Source organism: Paraflavitalea speifideaquila (assembly GCF_032395985.1).
Classification (GTDB): Bacteria; Bacteroidota; Bacteroidia; order Chitinophagales; family Chitinophagaceae; genus Paraflavitalea; species Paraflavitalea speifideaquila.
The window spans coordinates 3,092,577-3,109,559 of the sequence record NZ_CP135920.1; the positions used below are offsets into that span (position 1 = coordinate 3,092,577).

The 16,983-nt window shown below is 44.4% G+C and carries 21 protein-coding genes and 1 pseudogene; 17 read left to right on the forward strand and 5 right to left on the reverse strand.

Annotated elements, in window-relative coordinates; genetic code table 11:
• The first annotated feature begins 2 nt into the window (after positions 1 to 2).
• Both RS881_RS21240 and RS881_RS21245 read left to right on the forward strand, forming a co-directional pair.
• Positions 3 to 932 carry a RagB/SusD family nutrient uptake outer membrane protein gene (locus RS881_RS21240; RefSeq protein ID WP_315822909.1) on the forward strand — a complete coding sequence of 310 codons (930 nt, stop codon included), beginning with the start codon at positions 3 to 5 and terminating at the stop codon, positions 930 to 932.
• A 56-nt stretch (positions 933 to 988) separates the two neighbouring features.
• Complete coding sequence (locus tag RS881_RS21245) at positions 989 to 1,486, forward strand: RagB/SusD family nutrient uptake outer membrane protein (protein WP_315822910.1); 498 nt, start codon at positions 989 to 991, stop codon at positions 1,484 to 1,486.
• Positions 1,487 to 1,747: 261 nt separating this feature from the next.
• On the opposite strand, the gene RS881_RS21250 is transcribed toward RS881_RS21245, so the two are convergent.
• The 5 genes from RS881_RS21250 to RS881_RS21270 form a co-directional block, all read right to left on the reverse strand.
• A complete protein-coding gene (locus RS881_RS21250) occupies positions 1,748 to 2,038 on the reverse strand; it encodes a hypothetical protein (protein ID WP_315822911.1) in 291 nt (96 codons plus the stop codon).
• A 29-nt stretch (positions 2,039 to 2,067) separates the two neighbouring features.
• Entirely contained in the window at positions 2,068 to 2,325 is a 258-nt protein-coding gene (locus tag RS881_RS21255) for a hypothetical protein (RefSeq protein ID WP_315822912.1), read from the reverse strand.
• A gap of 255 nt (positions 2,326 to 2,580) precedes the next feature.
• A complete protein-coding gene (locus RS881_RS21260) occupies positions 2,581 to 2,817 on the reverse strand; it encodes a hypothetical protein (protein ID WP_315822913.1) in 237 nt (78 codons plus the stop codon).
• A 164-nt stretch (positions 2,818 to 2,981) separates the two neighbouring features.
• Positions 2,982 to 3,233, reverse strand: a complete 252-nt coding sequence (locus tag RS881_RS21265; protein ID WP_315822914.1) for a hypothetical protein — start codon at positions 3,231 to 3,233, stop codon at positions 2,982 to 2,984.
• Positions 3,234 to 3,408: 175 nt separating this feature from the next.
• On the reverse strand, positions 3,409 to 3,699 hold the full coding sequence (locus tag RS881_RS21270; RefSeq protein WP_315822915.1) for a hypothetical protein: 291 nt from the start codon (positions 3,697 to 3,699) through the stop codon (positions 3,409 to 3,411).
• Positions 3,700 to 4,258: 559 nt separating this feature from the next.
• On the opposite strand from RS881_RS21270, the gene RS881_RS21275 reads away from it, so the two are divergent.
• From RS881_RS21275 to RS881_RS21345, 15 genes and pseudogenes are all read left to right on the forward strand, one after another.
• Positions 4,259 to 4,435: a helix-turn-helix domain-containing protein gene (locus RS881_RS21275; RefSeq protein WP_315822916.1), complete on the forward strand. Its 177-nt coding sequence runs from the start codon at positions 4,259 to 4,261 to the stop codon at positions 4,433 to 4,435.
• Positions 4,436 to 4,669: 234 nt separating this feature from the next.
• Complete coding sequence (locus RS881_RS21280) at positions 4,670 to 4,933, forward strand: helix-turn-helix domain-containing protein (RefSeq protein ID WP_315822917.1); 264 nt, start codon at positions 4,670 to 4,672, stop codon at positions 4,931 to 4,933.
• A gap of 181 nt (positions 4,934 to 5,114) precedes the next feature.
• Positions 5,115 to 6,116, forward strand: coding sequence for an AAA family ATPase (locus RS881_RS21285; protein WP_315822918.1), 1,002 nt, complete (start codon positions 5,115 to 5,117; stop codon positions 6,114 to 6,116).
• Between the two features lie 1,165 nt (positions 6,117 to 7,281).
• A complete protein-coding gene (gene tnpA, locus RS881_RS21290) occupies positions 7,282 to 7,599 on the forward strand; it encodes an IS66 family insertion sequence element accessory protein TnpA (protein ID WP_315814461.1) in 318 nt (105 codons plus the stop codon).
• 3 nt (positions 7,600 to 7,602) lie between these two features.
• Positions 7,603 to 7,986 (forward strand): IS66 family insertion sequence element accessory protein TnpB, encoded by a 384-nt coding sequence (gene tnpB / locus RS881_RS21295; protein WP_315822919.1) that lies wholly within the window; start codon positions 7,603 to 7,605, stop codon positions 7,984 to 7,986.
• Between the two features lie 176 nt (positions 7,987 to 8,162).
• Positions 8,163 to 8,666: a hypothetical protein gene (locus tag RS881_RS21300; RefSeq protein WP_315822920.1), complete on the forward strand. Its 504-nt coding sequence runs from the start codon at positions 8,163 to 8,165 to the stop codon at positions 8,664 to 8,666.
• Positions 8,667 to 8,703: 37 nt separating this feature from the next.
• Positions 8,704 to 9,602 (forward strand): annotated as a pseudogene (gene tnpC, locus RS881_RS21305) (IS66 family transposase); the annotation flags it as partial.
• Positions 9,603 to 9,749, forward strand: coding sequence for a transposase domain-containing protein (locus tag RS881_RS21310; RefSeq protein WP_315824521.1), 147 nt, complete (start codon positions 9,603 to 9,605; stop codon positions 9,747 to 9,749). It abuts the pseudogene before it with no gap.
• Positions 9,750 to 9,873: 124 nt separating this feature from the next.
• Entirely contained in the window at positions 9,874 to 10,263 is a 390-nt protein-coding gene (locus RS881_RS21315) for an alpha-L-rhamnosidase C-terminal domain-containing protein (RefSeq protein ID WP_315822921.1), read from the forward strand.
• Positions 10,264 to 10,480: 217 nt separating this feature from the next.
• Positions 10,481 to 11,440: a TonB-dependent receptor plug domain-containing protein gene (locus RS881_RS21320; protein WP_315822922.1), complete on the forward strand. Its 960-nt coding sequence runs from the start codon at positions 10,481 to 10,483 to the stop codon at positions 11,438 to 11,440.
• A complete protein-coding gene (locus RS881_RS21325) occupies positions 11,427 to 13,589 on the forward strand; it encodes a TonB-dependent receptor domain-containing protein (protein ID WP_315822923.1) in 2,163 nt (720 codons plus the stop codon). The genes RS881_RS21320 and RS881_RS21325 overlap by 14 nt, the downstream gene beginning before the upstream one ends.
• A gap of 51 nt (positions 13,590 to 13,640) precedes the next feature.
• Positions 13,641 to 15,170, forward strand: coding sequence for a SusD/RagB family nutrient-binding outer membrane lipoprotein (locus tag RS881_RS21330; RefSeq protein ID WP_315822924.1), 1,530 nt, complete (start codon positions 13,641 to 13,643; stop codon positions 15,168 to 15,170).
• A 25-nt stretch (positions 15,171 to 15,195) separates the two neighbouring features.
• Entirely contained in the window at positions 15,196 to 15,729 is a 534-nt protein-coding gene (locus RS881_RS21335) for a hypothetical protein (RefSeq protein WP_315822925.1), read from the forward strand.
• A 200-nt stretch (positions 15,730 to 15,929) separates the two neighbouring features.
• Complete coding sequence (locus tag RS881_RS21340; protein ID WP_315822926.1) at positions 15,930 to 16,550, forward strand: LytR/AlgR family response regulator transcription factor; 621 nt, start codon at positions 15,930 to 15,932, stop codon at positions 16,548 to 16,550.
• A 146-nt stretch (positions 16,551 to 16,696) separates the two neighbouring features.
• A complete protein-coding gene (locus tag RS881_RS21345; protein ID WP_315822927.1) occupies positions 16,697 to 16,966 on the forward strand; it encodes a DUF4890 domain-containing protein in 270 nt (89 codons plus the stop codon).
• Positions 16,967 to 16,983: the final 17 nt, after the last annotated feature.

Consider the following 16,983-nt stretch of genomic DNA (forward strand, 5'->3'; position numbering starts at 1 on the left):
ATATGAAACCAATTACTTTTTATACTTTACTCATTGCTTTGTTGCTGGTAACCGCCGGCCAAACAGGGTGTAAGAAACTGCTGGAAGAAAACCCCAAAGCCACCCAGCGGCTGGGCGAACTGACGCCTGAATTATTGACTCAATTAATTACAGGCGCCTATGAACCGCTTACGCGAAGCCGTGGGCGCTTATGGGAATCGACGGTGGGGCTGGGGCTGGAACTGATGAGTGAATATGCTGATGGCGGTCCTTCACAAGTGGCCTGGGGCAATTACAACAACATCAATAGCAATCCCAATAGTATGGGGCCGCCCTGGACTACCTTGTATGAAGCTATTGGGCGGGCTAATTACCTCATCCTTTCCCTGGATTCCAATAAAACCCTGACGCAAGCCATAAAAGATAAGGCTTATGGCGAAGCACGTTTCATTAGGGCTATTTGTTACTACTTTGCTGTAAGGGTGTGGGGGAAAGTACCATTGCGGTTAAAACCTATATTGGATTTCAACAATTGGCCGCTGGCCAAAGCAGAGATACCGGTGATCTATAACCAGATCATTGACGACCTTAAGTTTGCAGAAAACATATTGCCTGCCAAAACATTGTCTCCAGGCCGTGCCACACAAGGGGCCGCCAAGGTAGCATTGGCAGATGTGTACCTAACGCAGGGCGATTACCCAAAAGCAAGGGAGAAGGCCAAAGAAGTAATTGATAACAAAGCCAGCTATGGGTATAATCTCGAAACCCAGCTGGCTGTTGTGTATTCGCCCGTACTGCCTACCAATGCCGAAGATGTATTTTCGCTGAAGTTTACGCAAGCTGTAGACCGTGGTTCTTTCCTGGCCTCATATTATGCCGATTCAAAAGCCAAGGCTGCCGGTTATTCAGTAAGTGGTAATAAATTTGGCGGCATTATTTCACAGGCTCCCTGATCAAGAACTGGGATACACGCGACCTGCGCCGCCAGTTTAGCCTTTATACTACCTACGTGATCAATGGGCAGGTGGTAAAAGCGGAAGTGGAAACAGATATTTATGATATCCGTTTGGGAAAATACAAAGACCCCGATGCGCCGATCGATACCGGTAATGGCAACGATTTTTACCTGTACCGCTTTGCTGATATACTCCTGATCTTTGCAGAAGCCGACAATAAGGTCAATGGCCCTACAGTGGAGGCTTATACTGCTATCAATACCGTGCGTAGAAGAGCTTATGGGGTGAGTTTTGATGCGCCAAGTCTCTTGGCCGACTTACCAGCTGGATTGTCTCAAACTGCATTTGACGATATGGTATTTCGTGAAAGAGGGTATGAGTTCATAGGCGAAGCCAAACGTTGGTTTGATATGGTACGCACCGGAAGGGCTGCGCAACTGATTACTGAAGTACGCAATGTGATCAAACAACCCATTCGTAAACCAACCCCTTCAAAGTTCCTGTTTGCCCTGCCCGATGTAGAGTTGCAAAGCAATCCGCTGGCAAATTAGAGCATGGTGTACAGGCAATAGTGAACCCGTAGCCTGGCATTGTAGTTTGTGTGTAGAGCGGTATGAGCAAGAGGAAGGATAGATAACAGATGATAGTTAACAGTTGATGCATGGGCAAGGCCCTGCAGCAGCAGATAAAAATTAACCGCGAAGGCAGGCAGGGCGCCAGTAATGCTGGTGCCTGCCTGCCTTTCGGTATAATGGAAAGCAAATAGTTGATGCTGCATCAGGCAGCCATACGCAACTGAACGTTGGTATAGGCTATTTGCTGGCGGGGGCCAATGGCTGCCACCCTGAACCAGTATTTTTACCAGGCTCAAGATCGCCAAAAGTGCATTTGCGTACGGTGGTAAACTGTTGCGTCCATTCGCTGGCGGGCGTAAGCGGGTCGGCAGTGTATTCGTGAATATAAGATTTGGCGCCCATTACACGGTCAACGGTAGATACTATTTCGCCTTCATTGATGCCAATGCCTACCGAAAAATTTTCGGGCATCCCAATAGGCGGTTGGTTGCTGGCAGGTTTTACCAGTTCAAAACCACTGCTTACCAATATTGCCTCATTGCCGCTGCCCGTAAAAGCTACATACCCGGCCAGGTCGAATAAGGTTTTTCTAATGTGCCGCGCACCAGGTTTTTGTTGGCAACTTCGGCTTTATCGCGGGTTTGCGCCTTGGCCAATGCGGCCGAGTAAGTGGTTATCTGCAAATTTACGACCGTAAGGCTAGGCACGGGGGCGGTAAACCAAACATTGTCTGTCATTGCTGCTACAATGGCCTGCGCTTTAATTTCCAGCTCAGGATCAGTAAATACGGTGAAGTCGGTTTTTAATCTTGGCATTTTCATGATAATTGAATTTTTGAGGTTTAAAATAATTTATTGGGCGCATGCCGCTTTGTAGTGGCACAGGCTGCTACTGATAAACGATTAACCAATGGCTTGTACAAGAATAATGAGCGGCAGGTACGGGGTTAAGGGCGGTTGTGCATGCAGGATACCTGATAGATGCTTTCCGGATAGCTGTTTTGTATATAACGGTACTGTATAGTTTATTAGTATATAGGTGCCCGGTAAGGTATTATTATTTGATAAATATTAATTGTGTTGGCCGGTAGTATATGGTTTTTGAGGGCTGCTATGAGATTTGTCAATAAAAAGGGCTATTTCTTTTAAACGGCCAATCAGCCGTTTACAACCCCCGCCGGGGCCTTTGCAACAGCCAGCCATGGCTTGTACACGGCCAGCCGCTGCTTTACAACTGTTGATGAGCGGTACATAACGGATAGCCATCCGTTGGGTACCGGCAGGCGGCGCAGTACAACAGGCTGCCATAGCTTTACCACGGCCAGCCAACCCTTGTAAAGGAACACCAACCCCTGCTAAGGGAATACCGGCACTTTACAACGGCCAGCCATTTCTTTACAACGTACCGCCTGCCCCTGGCAGCTTTACTGCCAGGCCAGGGGGCAATGCAGTAGCCTGTACCCGGTGTATACCTATATATGACCAAGCGGGCAACTACTTGTGTTGTATGGCAGGGGCTGCCGGGCCACCGGCTGCAGCATAGCATGGGGCGGGGGCGGGGCGCCGGGAATGATAATGAGCATGCCTTTAATGCTGATGAATTTGGCATAGGTATCTTCTACAAAACCGGCATCATGCATCCATTTGCCAAAAAAACGCAGGTAGGGTATATAGCACTGGCCGGGCCGGTTATAGTTTGCTACGGTAAGCCCTACTTTGCGCACTTTTGCACGTATGGGTGGCAGGTTTTTTCTATCATAAACTGCACAATGAGGGCCTCCAGCTGGGCCGCATTTAATGGCAGGCCGGGCGCCGGGGCAGGCGCTGCAGTAATGGCGGTGAGAACGGGGGGATGAGGCTTTGGCAATTGTTTTTTGTGATTGTGGCCATGGTAGTAGTTTAATGAAGTGATGAAGAAGGTGGGTTGCTGCATTTACTTTTTTGCTGCAGTAGCCTGCAGGCTTGTATTGCATGCCATAGCCGCTCGCAAAAGAAAAGAATATTGCTGCGATCGGTACAGGTAGTAAACTGATCGCTGCTTTCGGTAAGGGCGCATACCAGCAATTTGCTGAGGTATGATTGCACATCTTCCAGCGAAAAGTCTTCAAAAAAGTACATTAATAGTTTGGCTGCATCTGCCGGGTACACATGCCCCTGGCCTATGCGCAGCTCCTCGTAAGGATTGCTCATAACATTACATTTTTTTGGTGGTTAAGAAAACAGGCGGCCTGCCTTCCTGCTGTGCGGAAAGTGATGTTGATTGCAATGATGCTGAGTGATCCAAAGGAGGAGCTTTGGAGTACCTGATGAATGATAGATGGAAATGGACGTGTAAGCTGCCGGCGGGCGCCAATGGTATGTATGCGCGCTATAAAACCATAGTGCGGGCCTCTGCTTACCGACTTGAGGCCCTAGGAAGCCCGTACACGATAAGAGAGAGCCCGCACTATGGTGCGCAGGCGCTTCACCTTTCAACTCGTGTACTGAAGTTTCCTAGGTTTCAAATCGAGAATCAAAGCGAATAGCTTCAAAGCATTTATTGAAGTAATCGCAAATATATTATATTACTGCGTTATGGCATAACCGTAATTTGATGTAAATATATGTAAAATATTCATACGCGGTGCATGAACGGCAATTTTATTTTTAATATTCTTTTACTTACAGGTACCATGAATGACTACGAACCAATAACACCTATTGAGCAATACATGATTGATTTCATTTTGCAATTGAGAACTACAAAAAAATGAGCCAGCAGGATTTTGCTGCTATTATTGGCGTATCACGCTCTTTTATCAGCGATGTTGAAGGGGTTAATAGGCCGGCTAAATACAATGTGCGCCACGTCAATGCCCTGGCCGATTACTTTGGTATGTCGCCCCGTGAGTTTTTCCCGAAAAAGCCTTCCCGGTTGATGGGGTAGTGGAGAAGCTGGTAACAAAGAAAGCGCCGGTGAAGAAAGTAGCTGCCAGGAAGGGGCTGTAAAAAGGCGGTGAAGAAAGAGAATAACAGGCCTGCATCCAAAAAAGCGGGTAAATAATGGGTTTACTATTTTTAATATTCTTTTACATACAGGTACCATGAGTGACTACGAACCAATTACACCTATTGAGCAATACATGATTGATTTCATTTTGCAATTGAGAACTACAAAAAAATGAGCCAGCAGGATTTTGCTGCTATTATTGGCGTATCACGCTCTTTTATCAGCGATGTTGAAGGCAATAAAAAGCCTAGTAAGTACAATGCACGCCACGTCAATGCCCTGGCCGGTTACTTTGGCATGTCGCCCCGTGAGTTTTTGCCCGAAAAAGCCTTCCCGGTTGATGGGGTAGTGGAGAAGCTGGTAACAAAGAAAGCGCCGGTGAAGCAAGTAGCTGCCAGGAAGGGGGCTGTAAAAAAGACTGCCAGGAAAAGGTAAAAGCAGCCTTGTTTATCTAATATACATTATTTTGCATACCTTATAAGCGCCTTTACGCTATCCGGAGCGCCGGTAGGCCGGAACCGGCCTTCAAAAACAGGCGCAAATACGCCTATATTTGCCATACAATATGAGTAAGGAAATAGTTAAATCGGTTTACATTCAAAATTTTAAATCAGTAATGGACCTAACGCTGGAGTTAGGTACTTTCAATGTGCTTATTGGAGAAAACGGTTGTGGAAAATCTAATATTTTAGAAGCACTTGCTTTTGGCGCAGCAGCTTGTGCTGATAAACTGGATTATGAATTTCTGGGTAGCAGAGGGGTACGGGTTACCAATCCGGAATTTATGTATGCTGCTTTTGAGAATATTAATGAAAATAAACAGATTCTAATATCGTATAAAACCGATAATGAGTTTTTTAGCAATTATACTTACCCATTAACACATGACCCGGCTAATCCAAGAAAGTGGGTAAATAAATCGAGTGAGCGTTCTTATAAACTTTCGGTTAATCAGATCGCTCCTATTTTGAATGAAAATAATGCTGCTTTGCGTGCTGCAAAAGCTAATGTTTTATTGAAAGATAACAAAGTGTTAATTAAAAGAATTGAGTCACTTCGGGATACCCTTTTAGTGGTAGTAAATTCTGATCCCCAAACTTATAGTATAGAAAAATTAATCGAGGTAATTGGGGATATGAATATTGGTTTGATTAATACCAATCCTGTCATTTCAAACTTTATAATTTATGCACCCGAACAAAGCAGTCTAAGAAAATTTGAAGAAACCAATCAAATATACCCACTGGGAATTAAAGGAGAAGGTTTGTTTCAATATTTAAAAGACTTAGGTGCAAATGAAAAGAACAACGAATTATTGAAGGCTATAAAAAGTAATTTAATCCTCCTTGACTGGTATGAAAAATTTGACCTGCCTGAAAGCTCATTGAGCAATGACTTTACCCTAAATATTAAAGATAAATACCTGAATCCCCAACTTCAGTATTTTGACCAAAGAAGCACCAATGAGGGCTTTTTGTATCTTCTGTTTTATTCTGTCCTTTTCCTGTCAGATGATACGCCGGCTTTTTTTGCAATTGATAATATTGATACTTCACTCAATCCCAAATTATGTATGCAGCTTATCAGAAGCCTTGTAGAGCTGGCGCAAAAAAGGTAAGCAGGTAATTGTTACCACTCAAAACCCTGCTATACTGGATGGGCTGAACTTACAGGATGACAACCAGCGCTTGTTTGTTGTAAGGCGAAATGACGAAGGGCATACGAAGGCCCAAAGAATAGAATATAAAGCCGAAAGAAGAATGAAGCTGTCTGAAGTGTGGACGAGCGGCTTTATTGGCGGCTTGCCTGATAATTTTAAAATCCAAAACCGACTGCTTGCTATATGAATGTTGCACAAATTACCGAAGGTGCCTCGGAACATAGGATTGTTAAACATATCATTTTAAAGTTTTTAAGGGCGCAAGTTTTGAGGTAGTCATAAGACAGATTCAACCAAAAGTTGTAAACGGCAAGCAGGTAGCACCAGGTGGCTGGAATGAAGTATTGAAATATTGCGGCCGGGAAGAGTTGCGTGACATTTTGTTTGAGAATGATTACCTGGTTATCCAGATTGATACAGATCACTGCCAGGAAGCCCCATTCAATTTAAGTAGTAGTGATGGGAATAATAAACAAAAACCGGAAGCGCAACTATGCTTAGATGTCAGGGATAGATTGATAAGTGCCATCAAGCCTGATATATGGGAAGTGTATAAGGATAGGATACTTTTGCTATTTGCGTAAGCGAAATAGAATGCTGGCTGCTTCCGGTATTCAAAAAAGGCTGCTTTCCTTAATTGTGTTGACAAGCTGAACCGTGCACTTGCTAAAAAAATATGAACACCATTTCTTCCAATGATAAAAATTGTTCTCAAAGCATAAGAGCGTACGATGATATATTGAGAAACTGGAAGAAACGACAAGATATTGAGGAGGCTTGTGCGAAGAATGAAAGCCTTAAAATATTTGTAGATAGTTTGGGGGCTATCGCCAGTGATCAAGCAGAGGACCTGGTAGCAAAGTAGCCATCCTGCTCTGTTTGTTATCCACCTGCCTTGTGCCGGCCTCTTTTTTTCAATACATTTAGCATACTATTCTTCACCTGCTAATGCTATTTGTAATGAGATTGCCTGCTATCCTTTTGCCACTCCTGCTTATAGTGTCCGTTGTTAATGCACAACAGCTACCCATCAATCCTGCACTGTTAAAAGTGTACCTCCGAGTAGCTAAAAATTAAGATATTATAAAAAGTTTACTTTTGGGCTTATCAAAAATGTAAACGTATGGAACAAAAGCAATCAAGTGGCTTATCGAAGGAGCAAAAAATGTTCGCGTTGATAGCTGAACATGAAGCCAGTTCGATGACAGTAAAAGATTTTTGTGAGTTGTATGATCTTTCACCTGGTACATATCACTACTGGCAGAAGAAATATCACGCCCGGTTGGAAGATAAGCCGATGGAGAATCAAAGTAGTTTCACTTTGCTAACAGTGACAGGGCAGCAAGAGGTTTCCATTTCCCAGGATCTCTTTGCGGAATACCGGGGCATCCGTTTTTACCGGGAGCCATCTGTGAGTTTTTTAAAAGCTTTAATCAGTTAACTTATGTTACAGATCAACAACGGCACCCATTACTGGTTGTATCATAAGTGGGCGGATGTAAGGAAGAGTTTTGACGGTTTGAGCGGGCTTGTTACCAACGAACTGGGAATGGAAATTCAGACGGGTGATGTATTTATCTTTTTGAACAAACGGCAAACGCACCTGAAGGCGTTAGAATGGGAAGGGGATGGTTTTAGCTTATACTATAAGCGATTAGAGGAAGGTACCTTTGAGTTACCGGCAGGTATTATGGAAGGCACTCACAGTAGTATTACGGCTAAACAATTAAGTATGATCTTACAGGGCGTTTCTTTGAAGAAAGCGTTTTTCGAAAGCGGTACATCGGTACGATGTAATCCTTATGGATCATGGGTTGAATATATTTGACGTTGCCATCGAAAAAATGGCAACGTTTTTTATTTTAAGAAAAACAGGCCGGGTTATCCACATTTTTGGTGCTGTTTTTTAAAATCATTTTTGAATGCGGGTTTATCCACGCATCGGCTGTATAACTTTCGGTTATACGATATAGCTTAAATGCATAGCCGGGCTATCTTTGTATAATGTCAGCAGCAGCAGAAAATATAGATTACAAAGCGCTCTATGAGCAACTGCTTCCAATGCTGCAACTACAGCAACAAAATAATGGACAATTACCACAAAACAACCAGGAGCTATTACAAAGCAATAAAGAATTACGCGATCAGGTAACGCAGCTTCAATATCAATTGTATCAACTAACGAAGTTACTGGGTGGTTTTAAGACTGAGAAGTTTGTTCCTTCCCCTTTACAGCAACAGCAGGAATTAGGCCTTTCCTTTGAGCAGGGGTATAAAGCAACCAACCTTGCTGATGTTCAAAAGATAAGTTACGTAAAAGCAAAAACAGGTTCAACGGGAAAACGGGTTAGCCAATGCCTTTCCGGATCATCTACGGGTGGAAGAGACCGTGATAGAGCCTCCGGAAGATGTGAGCGGATGCGAGAAGGTGGGAGAAGAAGTAAAGGAACAGCTTGGCTGGAAGCCGGGAGAAATATTTCTCCAACGTACTATTATCCCTCAGTATAAATGCTCTGTAGCAGAACGGCCTGATCAGCATCGTATAGTGCAGGCGCATCTTCCAGAGCAAGCCTTGTCTAAGAGCATTGCCACGCCGGAGTTGTTAGCACAGATCATTATAGATAAGTTTATAGATCATAAACCGCTGAATCGTCAGTTGGACTGCTTCAAGAGAAGTAATGTCACCATTGCTTATTCAACCATTACCGATTGGGTACGGCAGGTTGCGAACGTGGTAGCGCCACTGGGCCATCTGCACCTGCATGAGATGTACCAATATGATTATTGGCATGGTGATGAAACAACCATACAGGTTCTGGACAGGAATAAGAAGAAAGATACCCACCAGGGGTATTACTGGACGTACTTAACGCATAACGGGCAACTGATCTACTTTGATTATCATCGGGGAGGGATACATTGGCAGCCAAACATATCTTACAACATTTTAAGGGTCACTTGCAGGTAGATGGTTATGATGTCTATGAAGAGTTGGACATCAAAGGAATACATGTGTTCTTTTGTATGGCCCATGCCCGTCGTCATTTTTATGAGGCGAAAGGCAATGATAAAGTTCGGGCAGAATATGCTTTGACCGAGATAGCGAAGCTTTATAAGATCGAGGAGCAATGTAGAGAAGAGCAGCTCAACCCGGACCAGATCAAAGTGCGGCGGACAGAACAATCTGTGCCTATTTTAAAAGAACTGGGAGAGTGGATGAAGCAGGAGTATGTAAAGCTAAAACCGAAAAGCCCTATAGCACAGGCTATAGCTTACAGCATCAAACGCTGGGACGGCTTAAGTCTCTATGCCTCTACTAATCATTTGCATATTGATAATAATCCCATAGAGCGCTGTATGAAAAACCTGGCTGTCGGACGCAAAAACTACCTGTTCTGTGGCTCGCATGAAGCGGCCAAAAGAGCAGGCCTCTTATACTCGCTGCTGGTTACCTGCAAACTTAATACCGTAAACCCTTATGAGTGGCTCCGCGAAGTGCTTAGTCATAACATCAACGAGATGACTACCGGGCAACTCAGGAAACTCTTACCCCACCAGTGGAAAAAAACACAAGCCATCACTACGGCTTAAAGCAAAATTAGGCAACTAAACAATACGATTTTTTAGGCTACTCGGAGACACACTGTTAAAAAGCCACTGGCCAGCCAGCTGGATTACCTTTCCCGGTGTTACCCTTGCCCTGAAGAAAGCGGGCATGGGACAATTGTATTACTCCCAGCTAAAACCCTGGCGCGATATGTTGGCAAATGGTCTTACCACCTTTGCCGAGAATCCCGATCCTACCCGGTCCGACTGCCATGCCTGGAGCGCCAGTCCCAATTATGATTTCCTGGCTACCATTTGTGGTATTACACCGGCAGCGCCGGGTTTCCGGAAAGTGCAGATAAAGCCGGAGCCTGGCGAACTGCAACAAGCCAGTGGCCGCTTACCCCATCCCGATGGAGATATACTGGTTGCTTTTGAACGAAAAGGTGCCCAGGGTATACAGGCTACCATTACTTTGCCACCCGGCCTAACGGGTACTTTTATATGGAAAAACTCCGTAAAACTACTTAGGAGTGGCAGGCAGGTCATTGTATTATAAATTATAGCGATAGGGTGGTTGCCTTACGCTGGCTTACAACAGCCAGGATGTATTGGGGTGTAATAAAGTGAACTCTATCCGGTATTTCAGGTTATTCAGCCAATACAGCGAGCGTTTTTGTTTTTGAATTTGTCTTGGTGTGTATTCTTTTTTTTTAACCAAAGCACAAGTCCATGTCAAAATTCTATCGCTGGTCACGGCCCTTCTTCTTTATGGGGTGTTGGCAACAGCCCAGTCCAAAACCGTTACGGGCACGGTTACCGATGAAAAGGGGCTTCCCATTCCCTTTGCTTCCGTAGTTATTCAGGGTACTACTAAAGGTACTACCACCAATGAACAGGGTGTATTTACAATTGAGGTACAATCGGGTTCGGTATTGCTTGTTTCTGCTACCGGCACCAATAACCAGGCGTTAACGGTTGGTGCAGCCAATACCTATAAAGTATCGTTGCAAAAGACCGGTAGCCTCGATGAAGTGGTGGTTACTGCCCTGGGTATCCGCCGCAAACCGCGTGAATTGGGTTTTTCCACTACCATTATTAAAAATGAACAAATTACGGCAGCCAATAACCCAAATCTGGCCGGCGCTTTAACCGGTAAGATAGCTGGTCTTGTAGTCACCAACGTCAACAGTAGCGTACAGGCCAATACCCGCGTGGTATTGCGTGGCAACCGGTCAATTACCGGTAATAACCAGGCTTTGATTGTACTGGATGGTGTACCAGTGCCTAACAGTACACTGGATTACCTGAACCCCAATGATATTGAAAGTGTAAATACGCTAAAAGGTGGACAGGCGGCAACCTTGTACGGATCTGATGGGGTAAATGGTGCGGTAGTAATTACTACCAAAAGGGGGCGCAGTGGCCGCAATGTTGTCACTTTTACTACCTCCGCCAATGCTGAGCAGGTGAGTTTTATGCCTGATTTTCAAAATAGGTTTGGTTCTGGGTCCGGATATGGTAATACCCCCGCACAAAATTACCGCGCTTTTGAAAACCAATCCTATGGTGATGAATATGACGGATCAAGAAGGCCGCTTGGACGGGTTACAGAAGATGGAGATACCCTGATGGTGCCTTATAGCGCACGCCCTAATGAAAAGAAAAAGGTATGGGATATTGGAAGTGTTTTTCAGAACGATATATCTCTTGCAGGGGGCGATGAAAAAAAGTAACTTTTACTTGTCATTCCAGGATGCTGTGATCAGCGGTGTTGTACCTGGCGATACCCGCCGCCGTGATGCATTCAGGTTCAATAGCTCCCGCACTATTGGCAAAGTAAAAGCAGGTTTCCAGGCTACTTATGCCCAGGATAAATTCGATAGAACTGCCTCTGATTTTTATCTCAATGTGCTCAATGCGGCAGCGCATGTGCCTTTAAACGATTTGCGCGACTGGCGCAATAATAAGTTTGCCAACCCCAATGGATACTATAATGATTATGTCAACAATCCCTGGTTCGAACTGGATAATCAGCGTCGTAATGGCATTATCAAAAACTTCAATGCCAGCTTTGATCTGCAATATGCAGTTAACAACTGGCTTAGCGCTACCTACCGCCTTGGATTAGTGAATTCGAATACCGAGGAGAAAGTGACAACAGGTCAATTTATCTATAGTGACTATGCCCACAATGAAGCTTATGTACCTGCCCCATGGGTCAATAGTTATAATGGCATTGACAGGGCAGGAGCCAATATCCTGGGTGATGTGGCTACACGAGCGAGCTCCAATAACAGGGTTAACTCCGACTTTTTGTTGACCTTCACCAGGGATTTTAACAATATTTCGACTACGCTTGTGCTCGGAAACAACATACAACAGCGAACCACCAATTCTTTTTCAGTAGGCTCAGGTGCGCTCCTGATACCAGAGGTATTTAATATATCCAATAGGACTGGTGAACTTACCGGTGATCAAACCTATACCAGAACCAGGAAGTTTGGTTTTTATGGCGACCTTACTGTAGGGATCAATGACTATTTATTCCTGCATGGTGCTGCACGCCGGGATGGTACATCCATATTCTATAAGGAAGGGCGCAATGCTTCTGCTTATCAATATTGGTATTATGGAGCCGATCTGTCTTTTATTTTAACAGATGCCGTTCCTACACTTAAAAGCGGATTGCTCGATTACCTGAAAATTAGAGCTGGTTACAATAGAAATGCCAATGATAATATCAGCCCTTATAGCCTTGATCTATTGTATTCTACAGGAGCAGGATTCCCGTATGGCTCTTTAGGCGCCGCCACCATTGATAATACCATTCCGTCAGATAACCTGAAACCCGAATTTGTAAAATCATTTGAAGGTGGTTTTGAACTTTCCATACTGAAGAATCGTATTGGGATTGATTTTACTTACTATAAGCAGGTGTCCGACGGACAGATCATAGACGTACAAATGAGTGCGGGAACAGGTTTTAGGAATGCCCGGTTAAATGCAGCGCGACTGGATAATAAAGGCTTTGAGACCGAGGTGAAATTGCAGGTCATAAAGTCCAGGGGCCTGAACTGGGACCTGAATATGAATTATTCCTACAATGATAATGTGGTAAAATCTCTATATGGCAATATGGATGCCCTGGCGCTTGGCAATAATTATGTTGAATCAGGGGTAACTACTGCATTTACCTTTGCCCGTAAAGGGAGCCCATATCCCTATTTAACGACCACTGCCTTTATGCGCGACAGCCTGGGCAGGATCATTGTAAGCAGAAATACCGGCTATCCAATTACAGCGCAAACGCAAATGCCAATTGGGCGTACCATTCCCAAACATACAATGGGCATCACTTCCCGGTTAACCTGGAAGAACCTGTCTCTGGCTACAACTGTAGAATACCGGGGCGGTTATTATGTTTTCCACGGACTAGGCTCACGTATGGTATTTACAGGTGTTGCTGCCATCACGGCCAAATACGGACGGGAGAATTTTATTGTACCCAATTCAGTATATGATGATGGTACCGGCAAGTATGTGGAAAATACCAGTATTCCGGTGGCCGACGGACATTATACTTACTGGGATGTTAACTTCAAGAATGCAGGTGAAAACTTCGTTACAAGAGGTGATTTCTGGAAATTACGTGAAGTGAACCTTACCTACACACTGCCCGCAACTGTAATAAGCAAAATAAAATTTATTAAAACCGCCACCCTAAGCCTTATTGGCCGGAACCTGCTCACTTTATTGCCTAAGGATAATGTGTATACCGATCCTGAATTTGCCAATACAACAGGTAATTCCCTTGGTATCAACAACACTTTTAATACACCACCTGTACGGTCCTACGGTGCTACCTTATCTATGACCTTTTAAAGGACAGGCGTATTAAGAGAAGCCTGAATTGTATTACAAAAAAACTATGACATGAAATTGAATAAACATTTAAGTATACTGACTATTGCTGTTGCTATTGCCGGCATAGGGTGCAAGAAGTTTATTGATGTAAATAAAAACCCCAATAGCGCACAATCGGCCGGAGCGGCTTTGATCTTCACCAATGGGCTGAATGCCTACGCTACCTCACTTGCGGGTGGGGCCAACCTTATTGGTAATTACTGGGGTGGTTTTTGGGCGCATTCTACCAGTTTTACAACAGGAGGCCCGGAGAAAACTTACAACTTTACCAATGGTAATTTCAATTACTGGACAGGTATTTTTGATAACCTTACCGATTTGCAGCATGTGATCAGGGTGGCTGATAAAGAGGGACTGTCTTATCTGAAAGGGCCTGCAAAAATAATCAAGGCACTTCGCTACCAGGAATTGGTAGATATTTATGGCAATGTACCTTTTTCCGAAGCGTTTAAAGGCCTTGCCGTATTTCAACCAAAATATGATAAAGGCGAGGATATTTATGATTCATTGATCGTAATGCTGGATGAAGCCATTGCAGATTTGAAGAAGCACGATTTTCCGGTTACCTTTCCTGGTAATATTTATACCATTAATGATGCCCATGATCCGGCCGATTGGGTGCGATTTGCCAATACCGCCAAGTTGCGCATTTTAATGCGGTTAAACAATATGCCTGCCCGTCAGAATTTTGTGCGTACAGAGATACAAAAGATATTGACAGAAGGTAGTGGTTTCATTAATCCAGGTGGGGATGTAACCTCCAATCCTGGCTATTTGAAAGCTGCCGGTAAAATGAATCCATTCTATTTTTGGGCAGGCTACGATGAAAATGATGCTACCACAACAGGCTACCGGCTTTATCGGATGAGTCAATACCTGGTTGACACACTCAAGCAAAACAATGATACGATCCGCCTAAAGTACCTGGCTGCTGTGCCCGATAGCCGGAGACCGGCTGGCGCCACAGATGCTTATATGGGTAATGTGGCCGACTATTCAGGAGTGCCTTTCGGTGGCGAGACTAACAACGCATATCTTTCAGCCAATAGCTCTAATGTTGGGCCAGCCCGCATTATTAGGGGGCAGGCCAGTGCTCCACAGGTTATTTTTACAGCCGCCGAATGTTTGTTCCTGCAAGCAGAAGCTGCTCAAAGATTTGGTATTGCTGGTTTAGGCAATCCCCAAACGCTCTATGAACAAGGTATCCGCGAGTCATTCCGGTTATTGGGTGCATCCGACCAGGCTGCTGCCAACCTGATAGGCAAAAGTGCCAACTTTGTAACTGCTCCCGATAAAGTGAAGGCTATCCTATATCAAAAATGGGTAGCTATGGCGAATTTTAATGGACTGGAAGCCTGGTCCGAATTCCGTAGGAATGATTATCCCGCTATTCCGCTCTCAATAAACCGGGCCCGGCTGCCTGAAAGACCTGTTAGGTTATATTATCCCCAGGATGAGTACAGCACAAATATTAACAACGTGAATGCACAGGGAGAAATTAATGTATTTACATCCCGCATATTCTGGGATGTGAAATAATATTTTTAAAAGCTAAAATGAATATATGAAACTCAATAATTGCTTATTGTCTGGTGCCATTTTTGTGGCTGCTTTCACCCTTACGGGTTGCTTAAAGGAGGCCGACACTGCTGCTAATAAAATACTGAATAACGAAGTGGCCGGCATCGTTGAGCTCTTACGAACAGGTCAGGGCCAGCCCGCGGCTACAAGCGTTTATTCTGTTGCCGTTGCGGCCACTCCTGCCGAAGAAAACCTGCTGCTCGGATACGTTAGATTTAATTCTTCAACCCTGCCTGTATCACAGGTGAAAGTTAAGCTCAAACTGAATAATGCGGCCTTGCCTGCAACGGTAACCGCCTTGCCCGGCAATGCTTATTCATTTGTTACTCCTTTGAATGAGATCACTATTGAGCCGGGCACCAGGATGGCGCCCATCAGGATCATTCTTAAAAAGAACCTGATCACCCCTGGCCTAAACTATGGTTTGCGCCTTGAGATAGAGGATGCCGGGGGCAATGGAAATCTTATCAGCCCCAATGTACAGATACTTTCGGTTTCGCTCCGTGTACCTCGATGACCAGGTGGATGGTGCGGGTACAACAGCCAGCCTGTCCAAATAATGTTAAAACCGATAAAAGCCCTAAATAGTACGATGAAATGCATCACCTGCTTTCATCGTACTATTACGAAATTGGTAGTTCTGGCATCCTTTTCCGCTTTTCCTGTGCATAATTTACACTGTCAAATTATACATGTAACCTAGCACGATAGCCATTTATGCAACAGGAAATATCAACCATCAATTCCCTGCCTACTACATCTGTGAAAGGAAGAAATGAAAAACAATCCGAAGAGTCATCCACTGATCATGAGCTGATGAACCTTTTTAACCTCCTCAAAGCAAGAGAGCCTGAACTCTTAAAGAAGCTGTTAAACTCCTGTGTTGCTTTATTGTTGAAAGACGATGAGCCGGTGCAAGGCCTGCATTTGGCAAGAGAACGGTTCCTGGTCAAAACAGGCCGGCACCTCATTTCAGTCCATATCAGCCAGGTGGCTTTCTTTTATTGTGAAAATAAAACCGTATACCTGAAAACAAAGGACGACAGGAACCATATCCTCAAAGCAAGCATAGAAGAGATTGAACATACCGTATCGCCCCGCGATTTTTTTCGCATCAGCCGGCAAATGATTGTAAGCCGCCACGCAATAAAAAAAAGATCATTATCTGGTTCAATGGCACTTTGCGGGTTGATCTCACACCCGGCGACCAAGCCAATATCATTATCAGCAAACTTAGAGCTCCCTTGTTCAGACAATGGTTGGGCGAGTAAGCGTAATATAATTTCCTGGCTAACCCGGGAACACCCTGGTGGCAGGAGCCTGGTTATTGGATCATAAGAAGTGTAAGCGATTTTCTCATGTGCAAATTGATTTTGCTGCGGAGGGCCATTCATGGCCCTCTTAAGTTTTTGTAGGGAGCCCTGAACCAACATTAAACCTTTTGGTACAATTACAGTCAATACCTCCCTAAAAAGTAAAAAACCATGAAAAAGTTATTGATCGTATTAGCCATTTTTATTGGCAATGGTATCACGGTTGCACAGGCCCAGGAGGGGAAGAAGGTAGCAGGAGCAAAACGAATGACGGATTCAATGACAGTAAGGCTGGGACTGAATGCCGATCAGGTGCCTAAAGTGCTGGCTATTAATGAAGAATTTAACACCAGGGCTGCCAGTATCAAAACAGAAGGTGGTGATAGAGTAGAGAAGCTCAAAAGATCAAGGCGGCTAATCAGGAGCGCGAAAAAGCCCTGAAAACCGTATTGACAGAG